The sequence below is a fragment of the Vreelandella sp. DA03-1M genome (assembly GCF_055725665.1).
Map to the genome: position 1 here is coordinate 4348632 of NZ_CM146798.1, position 19728 is coordinate 4368359.

General features: G+C 57.0%; 18 protein-coding genes and 1 pseudogene. 10 read left to right on the forward strand and 9 right to left on the reverse strand.

The genetic code is table 11. The features are described 5' to 3' along the window. Positions 1-31 precede the first annotated feature (31 nt). Positions 32-778, forward strand: coding sequence for an SDR family NAD(P)-dependent oxidoreductase (locus ACXUPB_RS20220; protein ID WP_472954404.1), 747 nt, complete (start codon positions 32-34; stop codon positions 776-778). Between the two features lie 82 nt (positions 779-860). Here ACXUPB_RS20220 and ybiO read toward each other — a convergent pair whose 3' ends face one another. The 5 genes from ybiO to trhO all read right to left on the reverse strand — a co-directional run bounded on the left by ybiO (position 861) and on the right by trhO (position 6618). Beyond that, positions 861-3272, reverse strand: a complete 2412-nt coding sequence (ybiO, locus tag ACXUPB_RS20225; protein WP_472954405.1) for a mechanosensitive channel protein — start codon at positions 3270-3272, stop codon at positions 861-863. 119 nt (positions 3273-3391) lie between these two features. Further along, entirely contained in the window at positions 3392-3823 is a 432-nt protein-coding gene (locus ACXUPB_RS20230) for a YqaA family protein (RefSeq protein ID WP_472954407.1), read from the reverse strand. 16 nt (positions 3824-3839) lie between these two features. Beyond that, on the reverse strand, positions 3840-4661 hold the full coding sequence (locus ACXUPB_RS20235) for an IclR family transcriptional regulator domain-containing protein (protein WP_101146842.1): 822 nt from the start codon (positions 4659-4661) through the stop codon (positions 3840-3842). A gap of 147 nt (positions 4662-4808) precedes the next feature. Then, a complete protein-coding gene (locus ACXUPB_RS20240; RefSeq protein WP_472954409.1) occupies positions 4809-5606 on the reverse strand; it encodes an enoyl-CoA hydratase in 798 nt (265 codons plus the stop codon). Positions 5607-5664: 58 nt separating this feature from the next. Then, positions 5665-6618, reverse strand: a complete 954-nt coding sequence (gene trhO, locus ACXUPB_RS20245) for an oxygen-dependent tRNA uridine(34) hydroxylase TrhO (RefSeq protein ID WP_472954411.1) — start codon at positions 6616-6618, stop codon at positions 5665-5667. A gap of 185 nt (positions 6619-6803) precedes the next feature. Between trhO and ACXUPB_RS20250 the strand changes: the two genes are divergently transcribed. Continuing rightward, entirely contained in the window at positions 6804-7493 is a 690-nt protein-coding gene (locus ACXUPB_RS20250) for a pirin family protein (RefSeq protein ID WP_339883300.1), read from the forward strand. An 84-nt stretch (positions 7494-7577) separates the two neighbouring features. Here the strand turns inward: ACXUPB_RS20250 and serA are convergent, their stop codons facing one another. Then, positions 7578-8822 (reverse strand): phosphoglycerate dehydrogenase, encoded by a 1245-nt coding sequence (gene serA / locus ACXUPB_RS20255; protein ID WP_472954413.1) that lies wholly within the window; start codon positions 8820-8822, stop codon positions 7578-7580. Positions 8823-9071: 249 nt separating this feature from the next. Here serA and ACXUPB_RS20260 point away from each other — a divergent pair, with 249 nt between their 5' ends. The 5 genes from ACXUPB_RS20260 to ACXUPB_RS20280 all read left to right on the forward strand — a co-directional run bounded on the left by ACXUPB_RS20260 (position 9072) and on the right by ACXUPB_RS20280 (position 13681). Continuing rightward, the gene (locus ACXUPB_RS20260; protein ID WP_335597424.1) at positions 9072-9362 is read left to right on the forward strand and encodes an exodeoxyribonuclease VII small subunit; all 291 of its coding nucleotides are present in this window, start codon (positions 9072-9074) and stop codon (positions 9360-9362) included. Continuing rightward, positions 9356-10249: a farnesyl diphosphate synthase gene (locus tag ACXUPB_RS20265; RefSeq protein ID WP_472954416.1), complete on the forward strand. Its 894-nt coding sequence runs from the start codon at positions 9356-9358 to the stop codon at positions 10247-10249. Before ACXUPB_RS20260 ends, ACXUPB_RS20265 begins: the two co-directional genes overlap by 7 nt. Before the next feature lie 2 nt (positions 10250-10251). Beyond that, positions 10252-12177 carry a 1-deoxy-D-xylulose-5-phosphate synthase gene (dxs, locus tag ACXUPB_RS20270; RefSeq protein WP_472954417.1) on the forward strand — a complete coding sequence of 642 codons (1926 nt, stop codon included), beginning with the start codon at positions 10252-10254 and terminating at the stop codon, positions 12175-12177. A 32-nt stretch (positions 12178-12209) separates the two neighbouring features. Beyond that, positions 12210-12974, forward strand: a complete 765-nt coding sequence (gene djlA / locus ACXUPB_RS20275; RefSeq protein ID WP_035555129.1) for a co-chaperone DjlA — start codon at positions 12210-12212, stop codon at positions 12972-12974. A gap of 83 nt (positions 12975-13057) precedes the next feature. After that, entirely contained in the window at positions 13058-13681 is a 624-nt protein-coding gene (locus tag ACXUPB_RS20280; RefSeq protein WP_472954418.1) for a glutathione S-transferase family protein, read from the forward strand. Here the strand turns inward: ACXUPB_RS20280 and trhA are convergent. Together trhA and ribA are read right to left on the reverse strand one after the other, a co-directional pair. Then, the gene (gene trhA, locus ACXUPB_RS20285) at positions 13678-14373 is read right to left on the reverse strand and encodes a PAQR family membrane homeostasis protein TrhA (protein WP_472954420.1); all 696 of its coding nucleotides are present in this window, start codon (positions 14371-14373) and stop codon (positions 13678-13680) included. The two genes, ACXUPB_RS20280 and trhA, sit on opposite strands and share 4 nt — an antisense overlap. A gap of 34 nt (positions 14374-14407) precedes the next feature. Continuing rightward, a complete protein-coding gene (gene ribA, locus ACXUPB_RS20290) occupies positions 14408-15043 on the reverse strand; it encodes a GTP cyclohydrolase II (RefSeq protein ID WP_472954423.1) in 636 nt (211 codons plus the stop codon). Positions 15044-15305: 262 nt separating this feature from the next. Here ribA and hemE point away from each other — a divergent pair, with 262 nt between their 5' ends. From hemE to ACXUPB_RS20305, 3 genes and pseudogenes are all read left to right on the forward strand, one after another. Further along, positions 15306-16421, forward strand: a complete 1116-nt coding sequence (gene hemE / locus ACXUPB_RS20295; protein ID WP_179915617.1) for a uroporphyrinogen decarboxylase — start codon at positions 15306-15308, stop codon at positions 16419-16421. Continuing rightward, the gene (gene speE / locus ACXUPB_RS20300) at positions 16418-17284 is read left to right on the forward strand and encodes a polyamine aminopropyltransferase (protein ID WP_472954425.1); all 867 of its coding nucleotides are present in this window, start codon (positions 16418-16420) and stop codon (positions 17282-17284) included. The genes hemE and speE overlap by 4 nt, the downstream gene beginning before the upstream one ends. 255 nt (positions 17285-17539) lie before the next feature. Next, positions 17540-17788 (forward strand): annotated as a pseudogene (locus tag ACXUPB_RS20305) (amino acid ABC transporter substrate-binding protein); the annotation flags it as partial. Between the two features lie 230 nt (positions 17789-18018). Here the strand turns inward: ACXUPB_RS20305 and ACXUPB_RS20310 are convergent. After that, positions 18019-19380: an IS1380 family transposase gene (locus ACXUPB_RS20310; protein ID WP_074210231.1), complete on the reverse strand. Its 1362-nt coding sequence runs from the start codon at positions 19378-19380 to the stop codon at positions 18019-18021. Between the last annotated feature and the right edge of the window lie 348 nt (positions 19381-19728).

Consider the following 19728-nt stretch of genomic DNA (forward strand, 5'->3'; position numbering starts at 1 on the left):
TGCATATCCATAAAACGATAGGGAACGCTTTATGCATCAACAAGCTGCTTTGGTCACCGGCGGTGCCACTCGTTTGGGCCGATACTTCTCTGAAGCATTGGCCGACGCGGGGTATGACATTGCACTGCACGTTAATCGCTCCCGCGAAGAGGCTGAAGAGGTCGCCAGCGATATTCGCGCCAAAGGACGAGAGTGTGAAATATTTCACTGCGATTTTTTAAACGACGATCTAAACGTCTTAATACAGTCGGCAAAGCAGCGTTTCCCAGGGCTTCATTTGCTGCTGAATAGCGCCTCCGCCTATGAGCCTGCACTGATTGCCGGGACGGATCTGGCGATGCTGGAAGCTCAGTTCCGAGTCAATATGTTTACCCCGCTACTGCTGACGCGCCACTTTGCCGAGGTGGTTCAAGAGGGCCAGGTGATCAATATCATTGATAACAAAGTGGCCTATCACCAATACCCGTATGCGGCATATTTACTGTCGAAAAAGAGCTTAGCGGAGATGACCCGCATGGCAGCACTGGAGTTCGCCCCGCGTATTCGCATTAATGGCCTTGCCCCCGGCGTGGTGCTGCCTGCCTCCCAGCGCACCAGTGACTATGTGCAGTGGCGTATTGAAGGCATTCCGCTGAAACAGCAGGGAGAACCCGCCCACCTTGTACAAGCACTGTATTACTTGTTGGACAATACTTTTGTAGCTGGGCAAATTCTGTTTGTCGATGGTGGTGAGTCCATCAATCTGGAAGGGCGGCACTCAGAAAACTATCGTCATTAAATACCCCTTAAAACGCAGCGGGGCTGCCCGAAGGCAGCCCCGCTGTAGCGATTAATAGAAATCACTTCATGATAACGACCATTTAAGTCTCATCGACGTCATCATGGTCAGGCTTTTGGTGCTCGACCGTGTCAGAGGTTGTCTGGCTGAGGCGAGGATCAAACCTGTCATCCGTTGTAACATCACCCGATTTGGGTTGCCCTGCCGGACTACCGTCGATTGTAAAGGCTTGCTGCATGACACGCAGGTTCGCGGGCGGCGCAGACCCCGTCTTATCTTGTCCAAAGTAGAGCGTGGTATGCGGGAAAGGTATCTCGATACCCGCTTCATCGAAGCGCAGCTTGACGAGACGATTGTAGGCACGTCCCACGGCCCATTGGTCGCCTGGTGTCGTTTTGATCACCACACGGATGTTCACAGAGCTATCCGCCAGCGCGATAACGCCCGCCACGGTTAGATCGGCCAACAGTTTATGGCTATGCTCTTCGCTGGCTTTCAGATCTTCAAAAGCCAATTGAAGCTGTGCAATGGCATCATCAATGCTTTCACGATAGGCAATACCATACTCACCCACGTGGTTACCAAACTCGCGCATGTAGTTAGACACGGTGTCTACGCTTGAGAACGGCACGATGTGATAAGTACCGGATAGGTCACGAATACCGACAGAGCGGATACTGAGCCGTTCGGCGGTACCTGTCACGCCACCGACGGTAACCACATCGCCGGTGTTCATGGCATTTTCTACCTGGATAAACACCCCGGTAATAACGTCTTGCACCAGCTTCTGCGCGCCAAAACCAATCGCCAGACCGAGCACACCAGCACCGGCGATCAGCGGGCCGATATTGATGCCGATTTCCGACAGCACAATCATGCCGGTAATCGTCACCATGGCGATGGCCAGCGCATTACGGAACAGACTAAGCAGCGTTTTCGCCCGCGCGGAAGGTTCGCCATAGCCGGTTTCCGGGTTGAGTTTATGCTCGATCAGGCTCGCCAGCCCCAGCCAAACCGCTAGCGCGACAATCAAAATCACCGCGACACCGACCAGTTTGCCGACCAGATTGGCACCGCGTTCAGAGGCATACCAAGCGGCTAGATCAAACGCGCCCCAGGCGTTCAACACCATCATGATGACTACGATCAGAATGACGGTACGCAGCACACGCAACGCATTGGGAACGTAGCTATTCAGGCGCTTTTCAAGCAACGGCAGTTTGCGCCGCAGGTCGTCTGAAAGCGTGATACGGCGGCCAATGGTCTGGGTAAGGAAGGACGACACCAGCAGTCCGACCACGATGGCGGCCAGGGACTTCAGGGTGGCAAACATCACAAATGGCAGCGCATCGCCGGGCCGCGTTAACGTCAGCACAAACACGATTAAGAAATACAGCAGCGCGAACAGGTGCCAAGTGCGGGCAAATAGCTGCAGGGAAACACGGCTGGCGGTTAAGGTTGATTTTGCCGCCATATCATTCAGGTTATTGCGTAGGCGGAGGCGGTTCTTAAGCACCACTGCCACGGCATAAATAAACGCCAACAGCATGATCAGCGTGCCGACTGCCTGGCCTAACGACGCCGCCACATAGAAATTAATCAACGGCACCACGACCATCAGACCGTAACCTACCATGCCAATCAAGCGCGCCAACCAGCGGTTCCAATAGGACGCTTCCTGGGTCGAAATAGGCAGTAGGCGCAGCCCTTCATAGTGTGAAGAGAACAGCATCCGCACCCCGGCTTTGAGCAACTCGATCACCAGGAAGGCATTTAAGAATAGGGAGGCGCGGGTAGACAGCTCACCCGCTTCACCAATCGCAAAGGTAGCTAATAGGTTGCCGCCTACGTAGGAAACGCTTACCAGCAGTACATCTATCACCGCCGCAATGGCCACACAGGTAATCAAGCGCAACACGGGGGTTAAGTTACTACCGTTCAGCGACCAGCCACTGATTTTCGTAAACAGCGGCTTCGCCAAGCGCCTGAAAATCATAAACATCGCAAATGTCGCGACAATCACAAGGCCCAGATTAATCGCCGCACTGGTGAACGCGGCCATGTCAAAGACACTATCGGCTTCTTGACCGGCGAACAGCCCGCCTACAATGCCAACCACTTGCTCAAACTGCCCGCCCACGTCGCTAACCACACGACTAGTGAGTTCGGCTAGCTGGCGCGGCAACGAGACCTCCTCCGGCGCTATCTCACTGCCTTGAGCAGCGGCTTCTGGCGAAAGCTCATTGGCGATGCCATCGGGCAGCGCTGAGGCTTGACTGCGCAACATCTCAATCAACTCTTGGCGCGACTGCTCATCTTCCAATAAATTGGCCAGCGCCTCGTAAGATGTCGGTGCCGAGGCTTCTGATGATGCCGTGCCTTCGGCGCTGGCCGATTCACTCGGCGTGCTCTGTGCCATGGCTGGCGTAGCCAATAGGGCAATCATCGCCAACAGCCAGACACCTAGCCAGGGTAGTAAACGAAGTGGCTTCACGCCTTAACCTCCTTTTGGGTGAGTGTTCTTTTCAACCTAACGGCTGCCTACACTCTACACTGCCTGTGCAGCTTGTTAAAAAGTTGTACAGGGTAACATGCCTTAATTAAAAAGACGTTTCACTGACACAGAGGCGCTAGCCAGTAGTGCGCGAGCAGTAATACCACAGCGTAGCGGGCGCCCTTAGCGATCACAATCCACGCCAGCGACCGCCACCAGGGCAGCCGGAACACGCCGGCCAACACGGTAAGGGGGTCGCCGATAATCGGCGCCCATGAAACCAGTAGACTCAGTTCACCAAAGCGGTGATACCAACCCTCTGCGCGGGCTAGGCTACTTGGCGAGGCGGGAAACCAGCGGCGATCTTGAAACTGGCGGGCATAGCGGCCTAATGCAACGTTGATCATGCTGCCCAGGGTATTGCCGGTAGTGGCGACTAGCCACAGCGTCAGCGGTGGTTCGCCCATACACCACAGCCGCGCCAGCCACACTTCCGATCCACCCGGTAACAGCGTCGCGCTGACGAAGGCGACAAAAAAAAGGCTCAGCATTAATTAGCGAACCTCGTTAACGTGGCACCTGGCCGCCCAACTGCTGGGTGATTTCATCGGCCGTTTGGCGAACCAGTGCACCCAACGTTAACAGACGCGCTTCAGGGATACGCGCCATGGGGCCTGAAACGGAAATTGCCGCCAGCGGGGTACTGTGTTCGTCAAAGACGCAGGCGGCCACGCAGTGCAGGCCGATCGCATGCTCCTCACGGTCACAGGCAAAACCCTGAGCGCGAATTTGCTGGGTTTCCTCTTGCAGGGTCTCGGGCTGATAAAGCGTATTAGCGGTCACTCTGGCAAGCTCGCGGCCATCCAGCAATTGAGCTCGCTCATCATCAGGCATCCACGCCAGCAACGCTTTACCGACACCGGAGGCGTGCAACGGCGCGCGCGAACCAAGGCGGGTGATCATGCGCATCATCTGGGGCGACTCATGCTGGGCGAGAAACACCGCCGTTTCCCCATCGCGGATACCCAAGTTGGCGGTTTCGCCGGTTTCGGCCGTTAGGCGGCGCAAAAATGGCCGGCTGGTGGCCACGACGTCGCGCGCTTCAAGGAAGCTATTGCCGATACGGAAGGTTTTGACATCGATTCGCCACAGGCCCTGCTCGTTCTCCTGGGTGACAAACCCCTGGCTTTGCAGTGCTTGTAACAGGCGATGGGTGGTCGATGGCGCTAATTCGGCCATTTCCGCCACTTCCGAAAGGGCGAGCCCAAGGGGGCTCGCCGCAAGATACTCCAACAGCGTTAAGCCGCGTACCAGCGACTGGCTGTGCCCACCGCTGGCTTTGGCGGTATTCGCCGGACGACCGACCGTCCTGCGCTTGGCTTCACTCACCTGGCGATCTCCTAAAAGGCGCTCCTACCTGAAAACGCCTTTGCTGACGGCGCCTTCCCTGTAAACATAAAGGGCGTCAGGATAACGTGCCAACACGGCCGTTGTCGCGTTTACGGAAACGAATTCCATTCATTCATTGGCGTTATCTTAGCGATGTCGCCATTGCGGTGGCCGCTTAGCCATAAACGCATCAATCCCTTCGCCCACATCCTCGGCTAACATGTTGCAGGCCATGGTTTCTCCGGCGAAGGCGTAGGCTTCATCAAGCGGCATAGCAAGCTGACGGGCAAACATGGCTTTTCCCGTTCGCACCGCCACGGCGCTTTTCGCGCAGATACTGGCGGTCAGTTCTTCCGTTGCCTCATCCAGCGCATCATCTTCGGCCACACGATTAATCAGCCCCCATTCCGCCGCCTGCTCGGCGCTAATAAACTCGCCTGTCAGCAGCATTTCCATGGCGCGCTTACGTGAAACGTTACGCGACAGCGCCACCGCTGGGGTGGAGCAAAACAGCCCAACGTTGATACCAGAAACCGCAAAGCGGGCGCTGCGCGCCGCCACCGCCAGATCACAGCTCGCGACCAGTTGGCAACCCGCGGCAGTGGCGATGCCCTGAACTTTAGCAATCACCGGCACAGGAAGATTCACAATGGCCTGCATCACTTCGCCACAGCGGGCAAAGAGCGTTTGGTAATAGGCTTTATCGGGGTTAGCGCGCATCTGCTTAAGATCATGGCCAGCACAGAAGGCTTTGCCTTCGGCGGCAAGTACCACACAGCGCACGCTGCTATCGTCGGCAATATCAGCTAAGGCATCGTGGAGGGCTTGCAGCATGGCTTCCGAAAGCGCATTAAAGCGCTCTGGTGTGTTCATCGTCAGCGTCACAACGCCTTGGCGGTCAAGTCGCTGCAGGATGGGAGCAGGTGAATCAGAGATGATGGACATGGTGAACTCCTGAGGTGAGTAACACAGTGCCCATCAGTCTAGCGCACCCGCTTTTTTATCAGGATTTTTTCATTAAGCGGGTGTCGCGACCTAGCGGATGCGGTTCGCCGCGCTGCTTGGCTAGATCGATTTGACGCTGCCGTTCACGGGCCGCTGCGCGGGTCTTCTCCGGCAGCGAATCGATGCAGTGGGGGCAGCTAATGCCCGGCTCATACGCAGATGACTGCATATCCTCGGCGGAGATTGGCATACGACAGGCGTGGCACTGCTCAAACTCGCCTTTGCTCAAGTCGTGGCGAACCGTCACACGGTTATCGAACACGAAGCACTCACCGCGCCAAAGCGACTGCTCTTTCGGGACTTTTTCCAGGTAGTTCAGCACACCACCTTTCAGGTGATAAACCTCTTCAAAGCCTTCTTTGAGCATAAAGCTGGAGGCTTTTTCGCAGCGGATGCCGCCGGTGCAGAACATCGCTACTTTTTTGTGCTTTTCCGGGTCGTAGTGCTCGCGCACGTACTCAGGAAATTCGCGGAAAGTTGTAGTTTTCGGGTCGATCGCCCGCTCGAAGCTGCCAATGGCTACTTCGTAATCATTGCGGGTATCGATCACCAGCACTTCTGGGTCGGCGATGATGTCGTTCCAATTTTCCGGCTCGACGTAGGTGCCAACAGTGTCGTTGGGGTCGATATCCGGCACGCCAAGGGTAACGATCTCTTTTTTGAGTTTGACCTTGGTGCGGTAGAACGGCGTTTCGTCGCAGTAAGACTCTTTGTGATCAATATCGGCCAGACGCGGGTCGGCGGTCAGCCAGGTAAGCAGGCCGTCAATGCCTTCGCGACTGCCCGCCACCGTGCCGTTGATGCCCTCTTTAGCGAGCAGCAGAGTGCCTTTAACGCCGTTATCGAGCATGGTTTGGTGAAGCGGTTCGCGCAGCGCTTCGAAGTCGTTCAGGGTGACAAATTTATACAGCGCCGCGACCACAATGGGCGGCATTTGGATGGGTACTGACATGTAAAGCTCCAGGTAGTCATCCTCGTAAAGGACGGACCGGGTTATTAAGACGCGCATATTCTAGCGCAACCTGGCGCTGAAAACGTCGATTTATTCGACAGAAACGTACTGAAACCTTCACCCCACGCGGCGTCAACGAGGCGTATATTGTCACTATTCCACATCACATAACCTCGGAGTACAGCATGATTATTCGTCGTTCAAACGAGCGCGGCTACGCCGACCACGGCTGGCTACGCTCATTCCATACTTTTTCATTTGCCAACTACGTTGACCGCAACCATATGGGCTTTCGCGCCCTGCGCGTGATCAATGAAGACCGCGTCGCGGGCGGCCACGGCTTTGGTGCCCATCCTCACCGGGATATGGAGATTATCTCCTACGTGCTGGAAGGTGAGATGGAGCATAAAGACAACATGGGCAATGGCGAGGTAATGCGACCGGGCGACGTGCAGCGCATGTCAGCGGGTACCGGCGTGCTGCACAGCGAGTTCAATCACTCCAAGACAAACGAGCTGCACTTCCTGCAGATTTGGATTGAACCCAAGCAGCTCGGCATTAAACCCAGCTACGAGCAGAAAGCGTTTCCTACCGCCGAGCGTCAAGGCCAGTGGCGTTTAGTGGTTTCTGAAGAGGGCCGCGAAGGCTCCGTGAGCATTAATCAGGACGTGAACCTGTACTCGGGCCTGTTTAACGCTGGCGAACAGCCAACCGCGCCGCCTTCGCGCCACGCTTGGCTGCATGTAGTGAACGGTGAAATGGAAGTGAATGGCGAGACGCTAGGCGCAGGCGATGCTGCGGCGTTTACGCCAGATGAGTCGATTAGCCTCACCGGCAAAGAAGCAGGCGAAGTGCTGCTGTTTGATTTGGCTTGATCACCGCGTTGACTAAACCGCACCAACCAAAACGGCGCCTCTTGCGAGGCGCCGTTTTTACAGCCAACTTATTTAATAAAGGCTTTAGCTGTTTTGTGACGAGTAGAGCGCACGAATTTTCAGCGTGTGATCGACTTCACGCAACGCTTCCAGCGCCTGTGGGCCATAAGCTTTATCGACATCGATAACCACATAGCCAACTTTCTCGTTGGTCTGTAGGTACTGACCCGAGATGTTGATGCCATTTTCAGACAGCACGCGGTTAATTTGCGACAGCACTCCCGGCACGTTGTCGTGAATATGCAGCAAACGGTGCTTGTCCGGATGAGCGGGCAGCGCCACTTCGGGGAAGTTGACCGAGGTCACGGTGGTGCCGTTATCGGAGTAAGTGATCAGCTTTTCTGACACTTCGATACCGATGTTCTCCTGGGCTTCCAGGGTAGAGCCACCGATATGCGGGGTCAGAATCACGTTTTCCAGACCGCGTAGGGGGCTCTCAAACTCTTCTTCATTGCCTTTCGGCTCTACCGGGAAGACGTCAATCGCCGCACCGTTGAGGTTGCCCGCTTTAAGCGCTTCGGCCAGCGGTTCGATTTCAACGACGCTACCGCGGGAGGCGTTAATAAAGATCGCGCCGGGCTTCATGGCGGCAATCTCTTTCGCGCCGATCATCCAGCGGGTAGAGGCAAGATCAGGCACGTGCAGGCTGATGACATCGGCACGACCCAGCAGCTCTTCAAGGCTGCCTACTTGGCTGGCGTTACCCATCCCCAACTTAGTGATCACATCATAGTAAATGACGTTAAAGCCCAGCGATTCGGCCAGCACCGAAAGCTGCGCACCGATGCTGCCGTAGCCAACGATACCCAGCTTTTTACCGCGCGCTTCATGGGAATTCTTCGCTGACTTGAGCCAGCCACCCTGGTGAGCGCGGGCGTTTTTCTCGGGGATACCGCGCAGTAGCATAATCGCTTCTGCCAGCACCAGCTCGGCCACCGAACGGGTATTGGAGTACGGCGCGTTAAATACCGCGATACCGCGGGTAAGGGCAGCGGTTAAATCGACCTGATTGGTGCCGATACAGAAACAGCCAACGCCAACCAGCTTCTCCGCCGCCTCGAACACACGCTCAGTCAGCTGGGTGCGGGAACGAATACCGATGAAGTGAACATCGCGAATCTTTTCGATCAGCGCTTCTTCATCAAGCGATGTGGGCAGATGCTCGATATTTTCATAACCGGCGTTGTGAAAATTGTCCACCGCACTCTGGTGGACGCCCTCGAGTAGCAGGATCTTGATCTTGCTCTTGTCCAGGGACGTTTTGGCCATGGCTGAATCAACCTCTATGGTCGGCGGCATGCGCCGTGTATCGGTTCACGGGAGGCGCATATCGTAGCACAGACAGCCCCATTCACGCCGGGTCAAGATGATGAAAAGTCTGCGTGCTGACAATGAATGAACCGCAAGTCGTTACCAACAGCGTAGGTGGAAAGGCAGACGCCACCCCCTGGCGTCGGTGTATACTGTGGGCTTATTTCAGCTTATTTTAAAAACATACCGGTTGGCAGGCATACCCCAATGAGCGACACCACATCACCTCCGCAGGATTTCGCCGCGACGGTTGAACAACTCGAAACCATCGTTGAACGTCTTGAGTCAGGCGAGCTCTCATTGGAAGATGCGCTGACCGCGTTTGAACAGGGCGTGCGGCTAACCCGCGATGCCCAACAGCGGCTGGATAGTGCTGAACTTAAGGTTCGCGCACTGAGTGAAGACAGCGACGGCCGTTTGAATGTAGCGCCGTTTGCTGGCCCCGACGACCCCAAGGATGTGGCCGAGGATGAAAGCAAGGAGACGCCCCCATGGTAGCCACGCAGCCTAGCCCGCTTGCCACCCTGCGCCACACCAGTAATGCTCGCGTAGACGCTACCCTCGCGGCACTGTTTGATAGCCGCCCGGCGGTAGCACCAAGGCTTGAGGCCGCCATGCGCCACGGATTGCTGGCAGGAGGCAAACGCCTGCGCCCCCTGTTGGTGTATATGGCTGGCCACGCACTGGGTGCAGAAGACAAAGCGCTAGACGCGCCCGCTGCCGCGATTGAGTTAATCCACGCTTACTCATTGATCCATGATGACCTACCGGCCATGGATGACGACGACTTGCGCCGTGGTCAGCCCACCGTGCATAAGGCATTTGATGAAGCGAGTGCGATTCTGGCCGGCGACGCTCTGCAGGCGCTAGCCTTCGAAGTACTGGCCAGCAATGCTCACCCCCGGCTGGGCCATTTGGTGCACACTCTGGCCTCCGCCGCTGGCCGTGATGGCATGGTGGCGGGGCAGGCGCTGGATTTAGATGCCGTTGGCGGCCACCCGGATGTCGATGCCCTAGCCCATATGCACGCCCATAAAACCGGCGCCCTGATTGTCGCTGCAGTACGTATGGGCGGGCTGGTGGCGGTCAACGATGATGATCCCCGTCTGAACGCGTTAACTCGCTACGCCCGCGCCATTGGTCTAGCCTTCCAGATTCACGACGATATTCTGGATGTGACCGGCGATACCGTTACCCTAGGCAAAACGTCAGGCGCCGATGCCGCCCGCGCCAAGCCCACTTACCCTAGCCTGCTGGGGTTAGAGGGGGCTCAACGCAAAGCGCACAGCCTGATTGACGAGGCCATTGCCGCGCTCGCCCCCCTGGGCGAACGTGCTGCACCGCTGGCCGACTTAGCCCACTATATGATCGAGCGCGACCACTAAAGATGCCCATGAAGCTGTTCGACGAAATCCCCCGCGAGCGCCCCACGACGCCGCTGCTCGACTCCTTTGATCATCCCGCCGCGCTGCGGGCCATGAATGACCATCAGCTCGCCCAATTGGCCGACGAGCTACGTGCCTACCTGCTCTATAGCGTAGGTGTTTCCGGCGGTCACTTTGGCGCCGGGCTCGGCGTGGTCGAGTTAAGCGTTGCCCTGCACCACGCCTTTAATACCCCCCACGACCGCTTAGTCTGGGACGTTGGTCACCAGGCTTATCCGCATAAAATCCTCACCGGCCGCCGCGAGACGATGCTCAGTATTCGCCAGCACGGCGGCCTGGCGGCGTTTCCTCGCCGCGCCGAGTCCGAGTACGACACTTTCGGTGTGGGCCACTCCAGCACATCGATTTCAGCAGCGCTGGGCATGGCGCTGGCGGCCAAGGCACAGGGAAAGAAGCGGCGCGTGTGTGCAATCATTGGCGACGGCGCGCTAACCGCCGGCATGGCCTTTGAAGCCCTGGCCCACGCAGGCCACGTAGACGCCAACCTGCTGGTGGTGCTCAACGACAACGAAATGTCGATTTCCGAAAACGTCGGCGGCATGGCGACCTATCTTGCCCGCGTGCTCTCCAGCAAGCCCTATCTCAAAATACGCGAAGAGGGCAAAAAAGTGCTTTCTCACCTGCCCGGCGCACTGGAGCTTGCCCGGCGCACCGAAGAGCATATGAAAGGCATGGTCAGCCCCGCCACGCTGTTTGAAGAGATGGGTTTTAACTACGTTGGCCCCATTGATGGCCACGACCTCAACGCGCTAACCGATACGCTGGAAAACCTGCGCGACCTCGACGGCCCGCAGTTCCTGCATATCAAAACGGTAAAAGGTAAAGGTTTCTTGCCTGCCGAGGCCGACCAGATTGGCTATCACGCCATTACCAAGCTGGAAAAGCCCAGCGCTGCCGCCAATAATGGCGCCGCCAAGAAACCCATCATTAAACAAGCCGTAGCCAAGAAAAAATACTGCAATGTGTTCGGTGATTGGCTTTGCGATATGGCCGCCGCCGATTCGCGCTTGATGGGCATTACCCCCGCGATGCGCGAAGGCTCCGACCTGATTCGCTTCTCTAAAGAGTACCCGCAACGCTATTTCGATGTCGCGATTGCCGAGCAGCACGCCGTCACGCTCGCAGCAGGTATGGCCTGCGAAGGCATGAAACCGGTGGTGGCGATTTACTCTACCTTTCTACAGCGCGGTTACGACCAGTTGATTCATGACGTGGCGGTGCAGAACCTGGACGTCACCTTTGCCATTGACCGTGCAGGCTTAGTCGGCGAAGACGGCCCCACGCACCACGGCAGCATGGATCTCTCGTTCCTGCGCTGCGTGCCCGGCATGGTGATTCTGGCCCCGGCGGATGAAGCCGAATGCCGCGCCATGCTCAGTGCGGCTTACCATCATCCTGGCCCCGCTGCGGTGCGCTACCCACGCGGCACCGGCCCCGGCGTGGAGATTCCCGACCACCTTGAGCCACTAACGATTGGCAAAGCCGAGGTACGCCGAAACACCTCAAGCGACGGCGTTCGCATTGCGTTGTTGGCGTTTGGCAGCATGAATAGCGCTGCCGCCGACGTCGCCGAACGGCTCAATGCCACCCATATCAACATGCGCAGCATTAAGCCACTTGATCGAGATGCGGTGCTACACGCCGCCGACGAACATGAACTGCTGGTAACGCTGGAAGAGAACGTAATTGCGGGTGGCGCAGGCAGCGCTGTCAATGAATTGCTCCACGCCGAAGGCGTTCAGGTGGAAGTGCTCAATCTCGGCTTGCCTGACGCCTTTGTCGAGCACGGCACGCCCGCGCAACTGCTTGCCGACTGCCAACTGGATAGCGATGGCATCGAGCGGGCTATTCGCGCTCGACTACCATAAGCCATTATTTTTAAATCACTTTTGAGACCCATATGCTATTTCTAATTATTATCTTCGCCTTGATTGGCCTTGCGTTTGGTGGCCCGGTGGGTCTCCTGATTGGCGGTGGCCTGGGCTGGTGGTTAGGCAAACGCCTTAGCCGTCGCCTGAATATCGCTCGAATGCGCATCCAGGAAGGCTTTCTGGAGTCGATCTTCTCCGTGATGGGCTGCCTGTGCCAAGCCGACGGTAAAGTAACCGATGGCGAGCTGGATGTAGCCGAGAAACTGTTTGACCAGATGCACCTCCAGGGTGAGCAGCGCGCCAAAGCCCGCGCCGCCTTTGAGCGTGGCCGCGCCGATGACTTCAACTTAGACGCCGAATTGGCCAACGTTAACCGCCTCACCCAGCGTCAGCCGGTGTTGCGCCAAGTGTTTATCCAAGTCCAGCTTTCGGCCATCGCCGCGGACGGTGTGCTCCACCCCGCTGAACACGAGATGATTTTGCGCGTTGCCCGCGGCGTAGGCTGCAGCGATGCTGAAGTACAGCAGATTGAGGCAATGCTCCACGGCGCTGCCGCTAACTCCCAAGGCGCCAGCGAAGAAGCTCTAAAAGATGCCTATCGCGTACTGGGGGTTTCTGACGATGCCAGCGATGCCGAGATCAAGAAAGCTTATCGCCGCCTAATGAGTCAAAACCACCCGGACAAACTGGCCGGTAAAGGCCTGCCCGAAAGCATGCGCGACATCGCCCAAGCGCGTACCAGCGAAATCGGCAATGCCTACGAGCGAATCCGTACGGCGAGGGGCAGCGCTTAAAGGCGATCTTAAAACACGATAATCGACAGGTTCGCTAACGCCCGCTAAATTGAAGGATCGATTATTGTCGCCAGGAGTTCGCCATGATCACGCTCTACAGCTTCCCCCAGTCCCGCTCGCTAAGAGCGGCATGGACACTCGAAGAGCTAGGCCTTGAGTACCAGTGCCAGCACGTGGCCTTGGATAAAGGCGAGGGCCAAACGGCCGCGCATTTGGCACGTCACCCGGACGGCAAGGTACCAGTCATTGAAGATGGCGATGTACACCTGTTTGAGTCGGCGCCTATTTGCCGCTATCTGGCCGAGACCTATGGCGATGGCACGCTGCTGCCCAGCGACCCCGCGGCCCGCGCCCAAGTTGATCAATGGCTCAGCTTTATCGTGACGGAAATTGAGCAGCCGCTGTGGAATCAGGCCAAGCATAAGTTTGCCTTGCCAGCAGACAAACGTGTTCCTGCTATTTTGCCGGTTTGTGCCTGGGAGTTTCAGCGTGCAGTCGGTGCCTTGGAGCGCCGTTATAACGGTCAGAAATATCTAGTAGGTAACACCTTTACCCTAGCGGATCTGTTTCTGACCCATACCCTTTCCTGGGCGGCCAGCATGAAGCATCGCTTACCCGAGCCGCTCTTTGCTTACCGCGAGCGTCATATCAAGCGCCCCGCCATGGCTAAAGCCGTCGCGCGTGAGAAAGCCGCCGCTGAGGGTTAAGCAGGCCTAACGGGGAGAACCGCGCTATAAATAGCAAAGTAGTGGCAGACGCTTCCCCCTATTACAAACAGATGCCAAATAGCGTGGTTATAGGGGATCGCACGCACAGCGTAGAAGATAACCCCGAGCGTGTAGATGATTCCTCCCGCGGCCAGCAGGGTAATACCGGTTGACGATAAATTAGCCGCCATCTCCTCTGCTGCGAGTAAAATCATCCAGCCCATCAGCAAATAAATCGTGACGCGCAATACCGCAAAGCGATGCGGCCAACATAGTTTGCAGACAATGCCCGCCAACGCGAGCGACCATACAGCAGTAAATAGTATCCACCCGGTGGGGCCGCGCATGTTCACCAATAAAAAAGGCGTGTAAGTACCCGCGATGAGGAGATAAATCGCACAGTGGTCAAGCAGTTGAAAACGCAGCTTCCAGCGCCGATGCGGAATGCCGTGATAAAGGGTCGAGGCGGTGTATAGCAGAACCAACGTAGTGCCGTAGAGGCTCAGGCTAACCACCTTCCATGGGTCGACATGGGCAGCGACGCTCGCAGCGATCAGCAGAACCACCATTCCCACAAGGCTGAGCACGGCTCCGATACCGTGAGTGATACTGTGCAGCCACTCTTCGGCAGCACTGAATTCACCCTGCTCTTCAGAAAAGACTTCACCCTGCTCATTACGTGCGGCTTTCATTCGGGTGGCTCCTAAAACCTATACCTCACTATTATCATCCCTTACGCTCAATATCCACATCGCTGGCGTGAGTGAAGTCATCCAGCGCCATCATATGACCAAGTTTGCCCGCTTTGGTGGCAAGGTACTGCTCGTTATGCGGGTTCAGGCCGGTGGTGATCGGTAAGCGCTCCACCACGTTCACACCGTCGCGGGTGAGGGCATCCACTTTGCGCGGGTTATTGGTCATCAACCTTAGCGAGGTGATCCCCAAGTGGTTGAGCATCGGTACGCATAGATCATAGCGGCGCATATCAGCACCAAAGCCGAGCTGCTCGTTGGCTTCGACGGTATCTGCACCTTGATCCTGAAGATGATAAGCGCGAATTTTGTTTAGCAACCCAATACCACGCCCCTCTTGGCGCAGATAAAACAGCACGCCACGACCCTCTTCAGCAATGCGCTTAAGCGCTTCCTGCAACTGATAACCACAGTCACAGCGCATGGAAAAGAGCGCATCGCCGGTCAAACATTCAGAATGTACCCGCCCCAGCACCGGTGCGTCGCCGGTCACATCACCCAACGTTAAGGCAATATGATCCTTGCCGGTGGCCTCATCTTCGAAGCCATGCATCGTAAATGTCGCCCAGGGCGTGGGCAGTTGGGAAGCGGCAATAAAGCGAATGGTCACAGGTTACCTCGCTGATTGACCAAACCAGTTAACCACACCAGTGTTGGCAAAATGGGCAAGCATTCTAACAGGAAGCGGCGCCCGCCTCACGGTGGCAACGCGACTAAAATCGGCTCATTAGTGGAGAAAAATTGGCCGGATGCGACGATTTTTGCCACCGAGTACGCCGCCCTCGCGCTTATCTTCAAGTACAATTGCTCGCATATGATCCCCGATACGGTTTCGAATACGATGCGGGCAAATTTCCTAAGAGCAAGTGTCTATGACCACTACACCTTTACAAAATGATCGCTTCCTTCGTGCACTAGCGCGCCAGCCCGTCGACCGCACCCCGGTGTGGATGATGCGTCAAGCGGGCCGCTACCTGCCGGAATACCGTGCCAGCCGGGCCGATGCAGGCAGCTTTATGGATTTGTGCCGCAACCATGACCTAGCCTGCGAAGTTACCCTGCAGCCTCTAGAGCGCTACCCGCTAGATGCGGCGATTCTGTTTTCAGATATTTTGACCATCCCTGATGCCATGGGCTTGGGTCTCTATTTTGAAACCGGCGAAGGCCCTAAATTCCGCAAAACCGTGCGCACCCCAGAAGAGGTCGCCGCACTCAGCGTACCCGACGCCGAACGAGACTTGGATTACGTGATGCGTGCGGTGTCGACCATCCGCCGGGAGTTGAATGGCCGTATGCCGCTGATTGGTTTCTCCGGCAGCCCCTGGACACTGGCGACTTATATGGTCGAAGGCAGCTCCAGCAAGGACTTCCGTCACCTGAAAACCATGCTTTACGATACGCCAGATACCATGCACCAGCTGCTGGATACGCTGGCGCATGCGGTCACCGACTACTTAAATGCACAGATTCGCGCCGGTGCCCAGGCGGTGCAGATTTTTGATACCTGGGGCGGCGCACTTTCGACCCCTGCGTATCTGGAGTTCTCGCTGCGCTACATGGAGCAGATCGTTTCCGGACTGATCCGTGAACACGATGGCCGTCGCGTGCCGGTGATTTTGTTTACCAAGAATGGCGGGCAGTGGCTTGAGCATATCGCCTGCGCCGGTGCCGATGCCCTGGGTATCGACTGGTCTACCGAGCTTTCCGATGCCCGCGCCCGCGTTGGCCATAAGGTTGCCCTGCAGGGCAATCTGGACCCTAACGTACTATTTGCGCGCCCCTCGGCTATCCGCGCTGAAGTGGCTCGCGTGCTGGAAAGCTACGGCCACGGCCCTGGCCATGTGTTTAACCTGGGCCACGGTATCAGCCAATTTACCAACCCGGATCACGTCACCGCCTTTATGGAGGCACTGCACGAGCTCAGCCCGCAATACCACCGGGATATCCCGACGCAACCCAAGACAGCGCAATCAGGAGCCAATTCATGAGCGATTTACGCGACGACCAGTGGTTTACCGAAGTCTTTGATAGCCACGGCAGCGCCTTCTCGCTGAAAATCTCTGAAAAGCTGCTGGACGTGCAGAGCCAGTACCAGCATCTGGAAGTCTATGCTACCGAGACTTACGGCAACCTCCTGGTGCTGGACGGCTGTGTGATGCTGACTGATCGCGATAACTTCCTCTATCACGAGATGATCGCGCATCCAGCCCTGTTTACCCACCAAGACCCTAAGCGGGTGGTGATTATCGGTGGTGGAGACTGCGGCACGTTAAAAGAGGTGCTGCGCCACTCAGGCGTTGAGAAAGTTACCCAGATTGATATCGATGAAGAAGTGACGAAAGCCTCTGAGCGCTTCTTTCCATCATTGGTAGAATCAAATAATGATCCGCGCGCCGAGCTACTGTTCGCCGATGGCGTCAAGTGGGTGGACGATGCACCGGATGAGAGCATCGATGTACTTATTATCGACTCTACCGACCCCGTCGGCCCCGCTGAAGGGTTGTTTAAAACCGATTTTCTCAAGCGCTGCCACCGCATTTTGAAAAGTGGCGGCGTGATGGTGCAGCAGAGCGAGTCACCGCTTTACCACACGGGTTCGATCATTCGTGAGTTACGCCACGATATGCTGGAAGCGGGTTTCGACAGCGTCGCGACCCTGCCCTTCCCACAGCCGGTTTACCCCTCAGGCTGGTGGAGCGTCACATTGGCGGGTAAAGCCACTGATGTGAATGCGTTCCGTGAACAGGCAGCCGCCAGCCACGAACTGCCGCTTGAGTACTATAGCGTTGATGCCCATCGCGGTGCGCTCGCCCTGCCGCCGTTTATGCGCAAGGCATTCACGGCCGAATAAACGCCCTTCACTGCTGCCTTTCTGCCACCGCCCACCCCAGATTGCCCTATAAAGGTGCAAAGCAAGGTGGGTGGTAACATTTTTTGCACCTAGACGTTCGTCTCGAATTCGTTGAGTAGCGTTGAAAAGCGCTGAATGTGCGCCTGTACCCTTGTTGGCATCTTCCTTGCTAGGTTTAGTTACATGCTACGGCATGCATGGCTATTTCAATGACAGATTTCAATAACCAATTTCAAGAACTTCGAGGGAAACTAAATGTTCAATAAAAAACACCTAGCGCTTCTGGCGTCCGCAGGCTCATTAAGCCTAGCGGGAATGGCGACTGCTCAAGCCGATACCCTAGAAGATACCATTGAGCGTGGCGCCGTTCAGTGTGGTGTGAGCGATGGTTTGCCGGGCTTCTCAGCGCCAGACGACGATGGTAATTGGCAGGGTCTGGATGTTGATGTTTGCCGTGCAGTCGCGGCAGCGGTACTCGGCGATGCGGATGCGGTTAACTATATCCTGAATCCGTGAAGCCGGCGCCGACACTTTCCCTATCACCGCCAGCGAGCACTTTTTGATCATTCGCCCCGTGCAAGTTGGCTTTCGCAAGCCCGTTATTGCCAAAACCCACCGTGCTGATCGGTGCTGACGGCCCGTTTTGTCATGCCTTTCCACCCGCCAGGCACGACATATCTGGCGATCGCGTGTCGCTTGGAACTGCTTGTGGATAGAGTGTCGCCGATTGACGGTCAGCATGGCGTTCCTCGTGGATAACGCAGTCGGCTCCGCAGCGTCTTGAGCACCGTCATGCGCCCGATATCCTGCCCGAAGTCGAGGATGATCTGCCGTGCCTTGTGAATCACGAGAGCCGCACGGTGCACCAACTCTTGTAGCACGGTGCGCAGCCGGCGCCGCTTGGCCGGGTGGCGAACCGGGCTCAGCTCGCCGGTCATGCCCAGCTGTCCCATCAGGCGCAGGATGTTGTAGGCCAACTGGGCGAGATGCAGGATCAGATCGTTGGTGGCGAACTTGCCGGACGGCAAGCGCTCCAGGTCGAGATCGGTCTTGATCTCGCTGTGAAACTGCTCATGGGTGGCATGCGCCTGGTAGCGCTTGATCACCGCCTCCGGCGCCTCGTCCAGGCTGGTCCACCAGCCTTCCAACTCATAGTCCGGTTCGAGCAGCAACTGGCCATCGCGATCGGCGGTGCGCTCGACCAGGCGCATCACGCGTTGGACGACGTATTCGGTCTTGTTGTCGTCGTGGATCGAGACGGTCTGCGTCCACAGCGCCTGGCGCTTGCCAGGACGCAGCTCTTCCCAGTAGTCCGCCGCCACCGCCAGCCAGGTATCTCGATCAGCCGTGGCCGAGCCACGCGGGTTCCATTTGACGACATAGTCGAGCCGGCGCCCCTCGTCGGCAAAGACCTGGCGTTGCTGTTCGAGAAGCGCCAGGTGCGCCTGGCTGTCGAAGCCGCTGTCCTCGCGTAACAGGATCGGTTGCTTGGTCAAGCATTGGGCGCGAGGCAGTACCCGCTCCAGGAAGGCGTTGCTCTCCTTCATGGTGTGCTGCTTGCCAGGCCGCAGTTCCAGACCCAGGCACCACCCTTCGTTGCCCAGATAGGCGGCGATCGGGGTGTAGCCATCGACCTTCTGGTAGGTCCGCGAGACGCCTTCCTTCTTCGAGTTGCTGTTGTCCATGACGAAGGTGTCGATGTCCAGGCAGACGTGCGTCGTCTCGGCGGTGATCGGTGCTTCGATCAGTGACAGCAGGGTCGTGGACCAGGTGGCGGTGCGCGCCTGCAGGTCGTTGGCGGCAAGTTTCTCCAGCCGCTGTCGCAGCGTCGCCGCGCTCGGCACCTTCTGCAGGGTCAGCAGTTGTTGGAAGGGCTTGTCGCGGCGGAAGTTCTCGACAGCGTCATAGTCGCTCATGCCCAGACACAGCAGGCCCAGGTAGCTCTTGATCACGTCACTGGTGCGCATGCCCAGCGTGGTGGGGAAGCGGCTGTCGATGCTGTCGACGCCAGCGATCTCGAAGCATTGCCCGATGATGGACAGCCCGGCGTGGCTGGTGAGGGTGCGGCGACTGGCGCGGAACTTTATGTTGGGCATGGCACTGTCTGGGCGAATGGCGATAATGGCTATATTGCCATGCAGGTCAGTGGGTTAGAAGTGCTTCCGGGGGCCGGTCTCACGGATTCAGGGAAAGGTCAACGGTGCCTTGATGCTCCTGGGAATGACCTAAACTTCCGTCAGCGTACTTAACCCAGCCCTCCCATCCAAGGACTCTCGTAGTCTTTCCTCTAAGAATACGAAGCAATTCCATTGCATCGGCATACCCGACGACTATTTCATCCTCTACCGCTGATCTGTTTATTATTTCTTCGTAGCTATACATGACGGGGACACATTAACGCTTAAGCACAGCGGCGCGAGTTTACGAGCGTCCGGCGCCCGGTA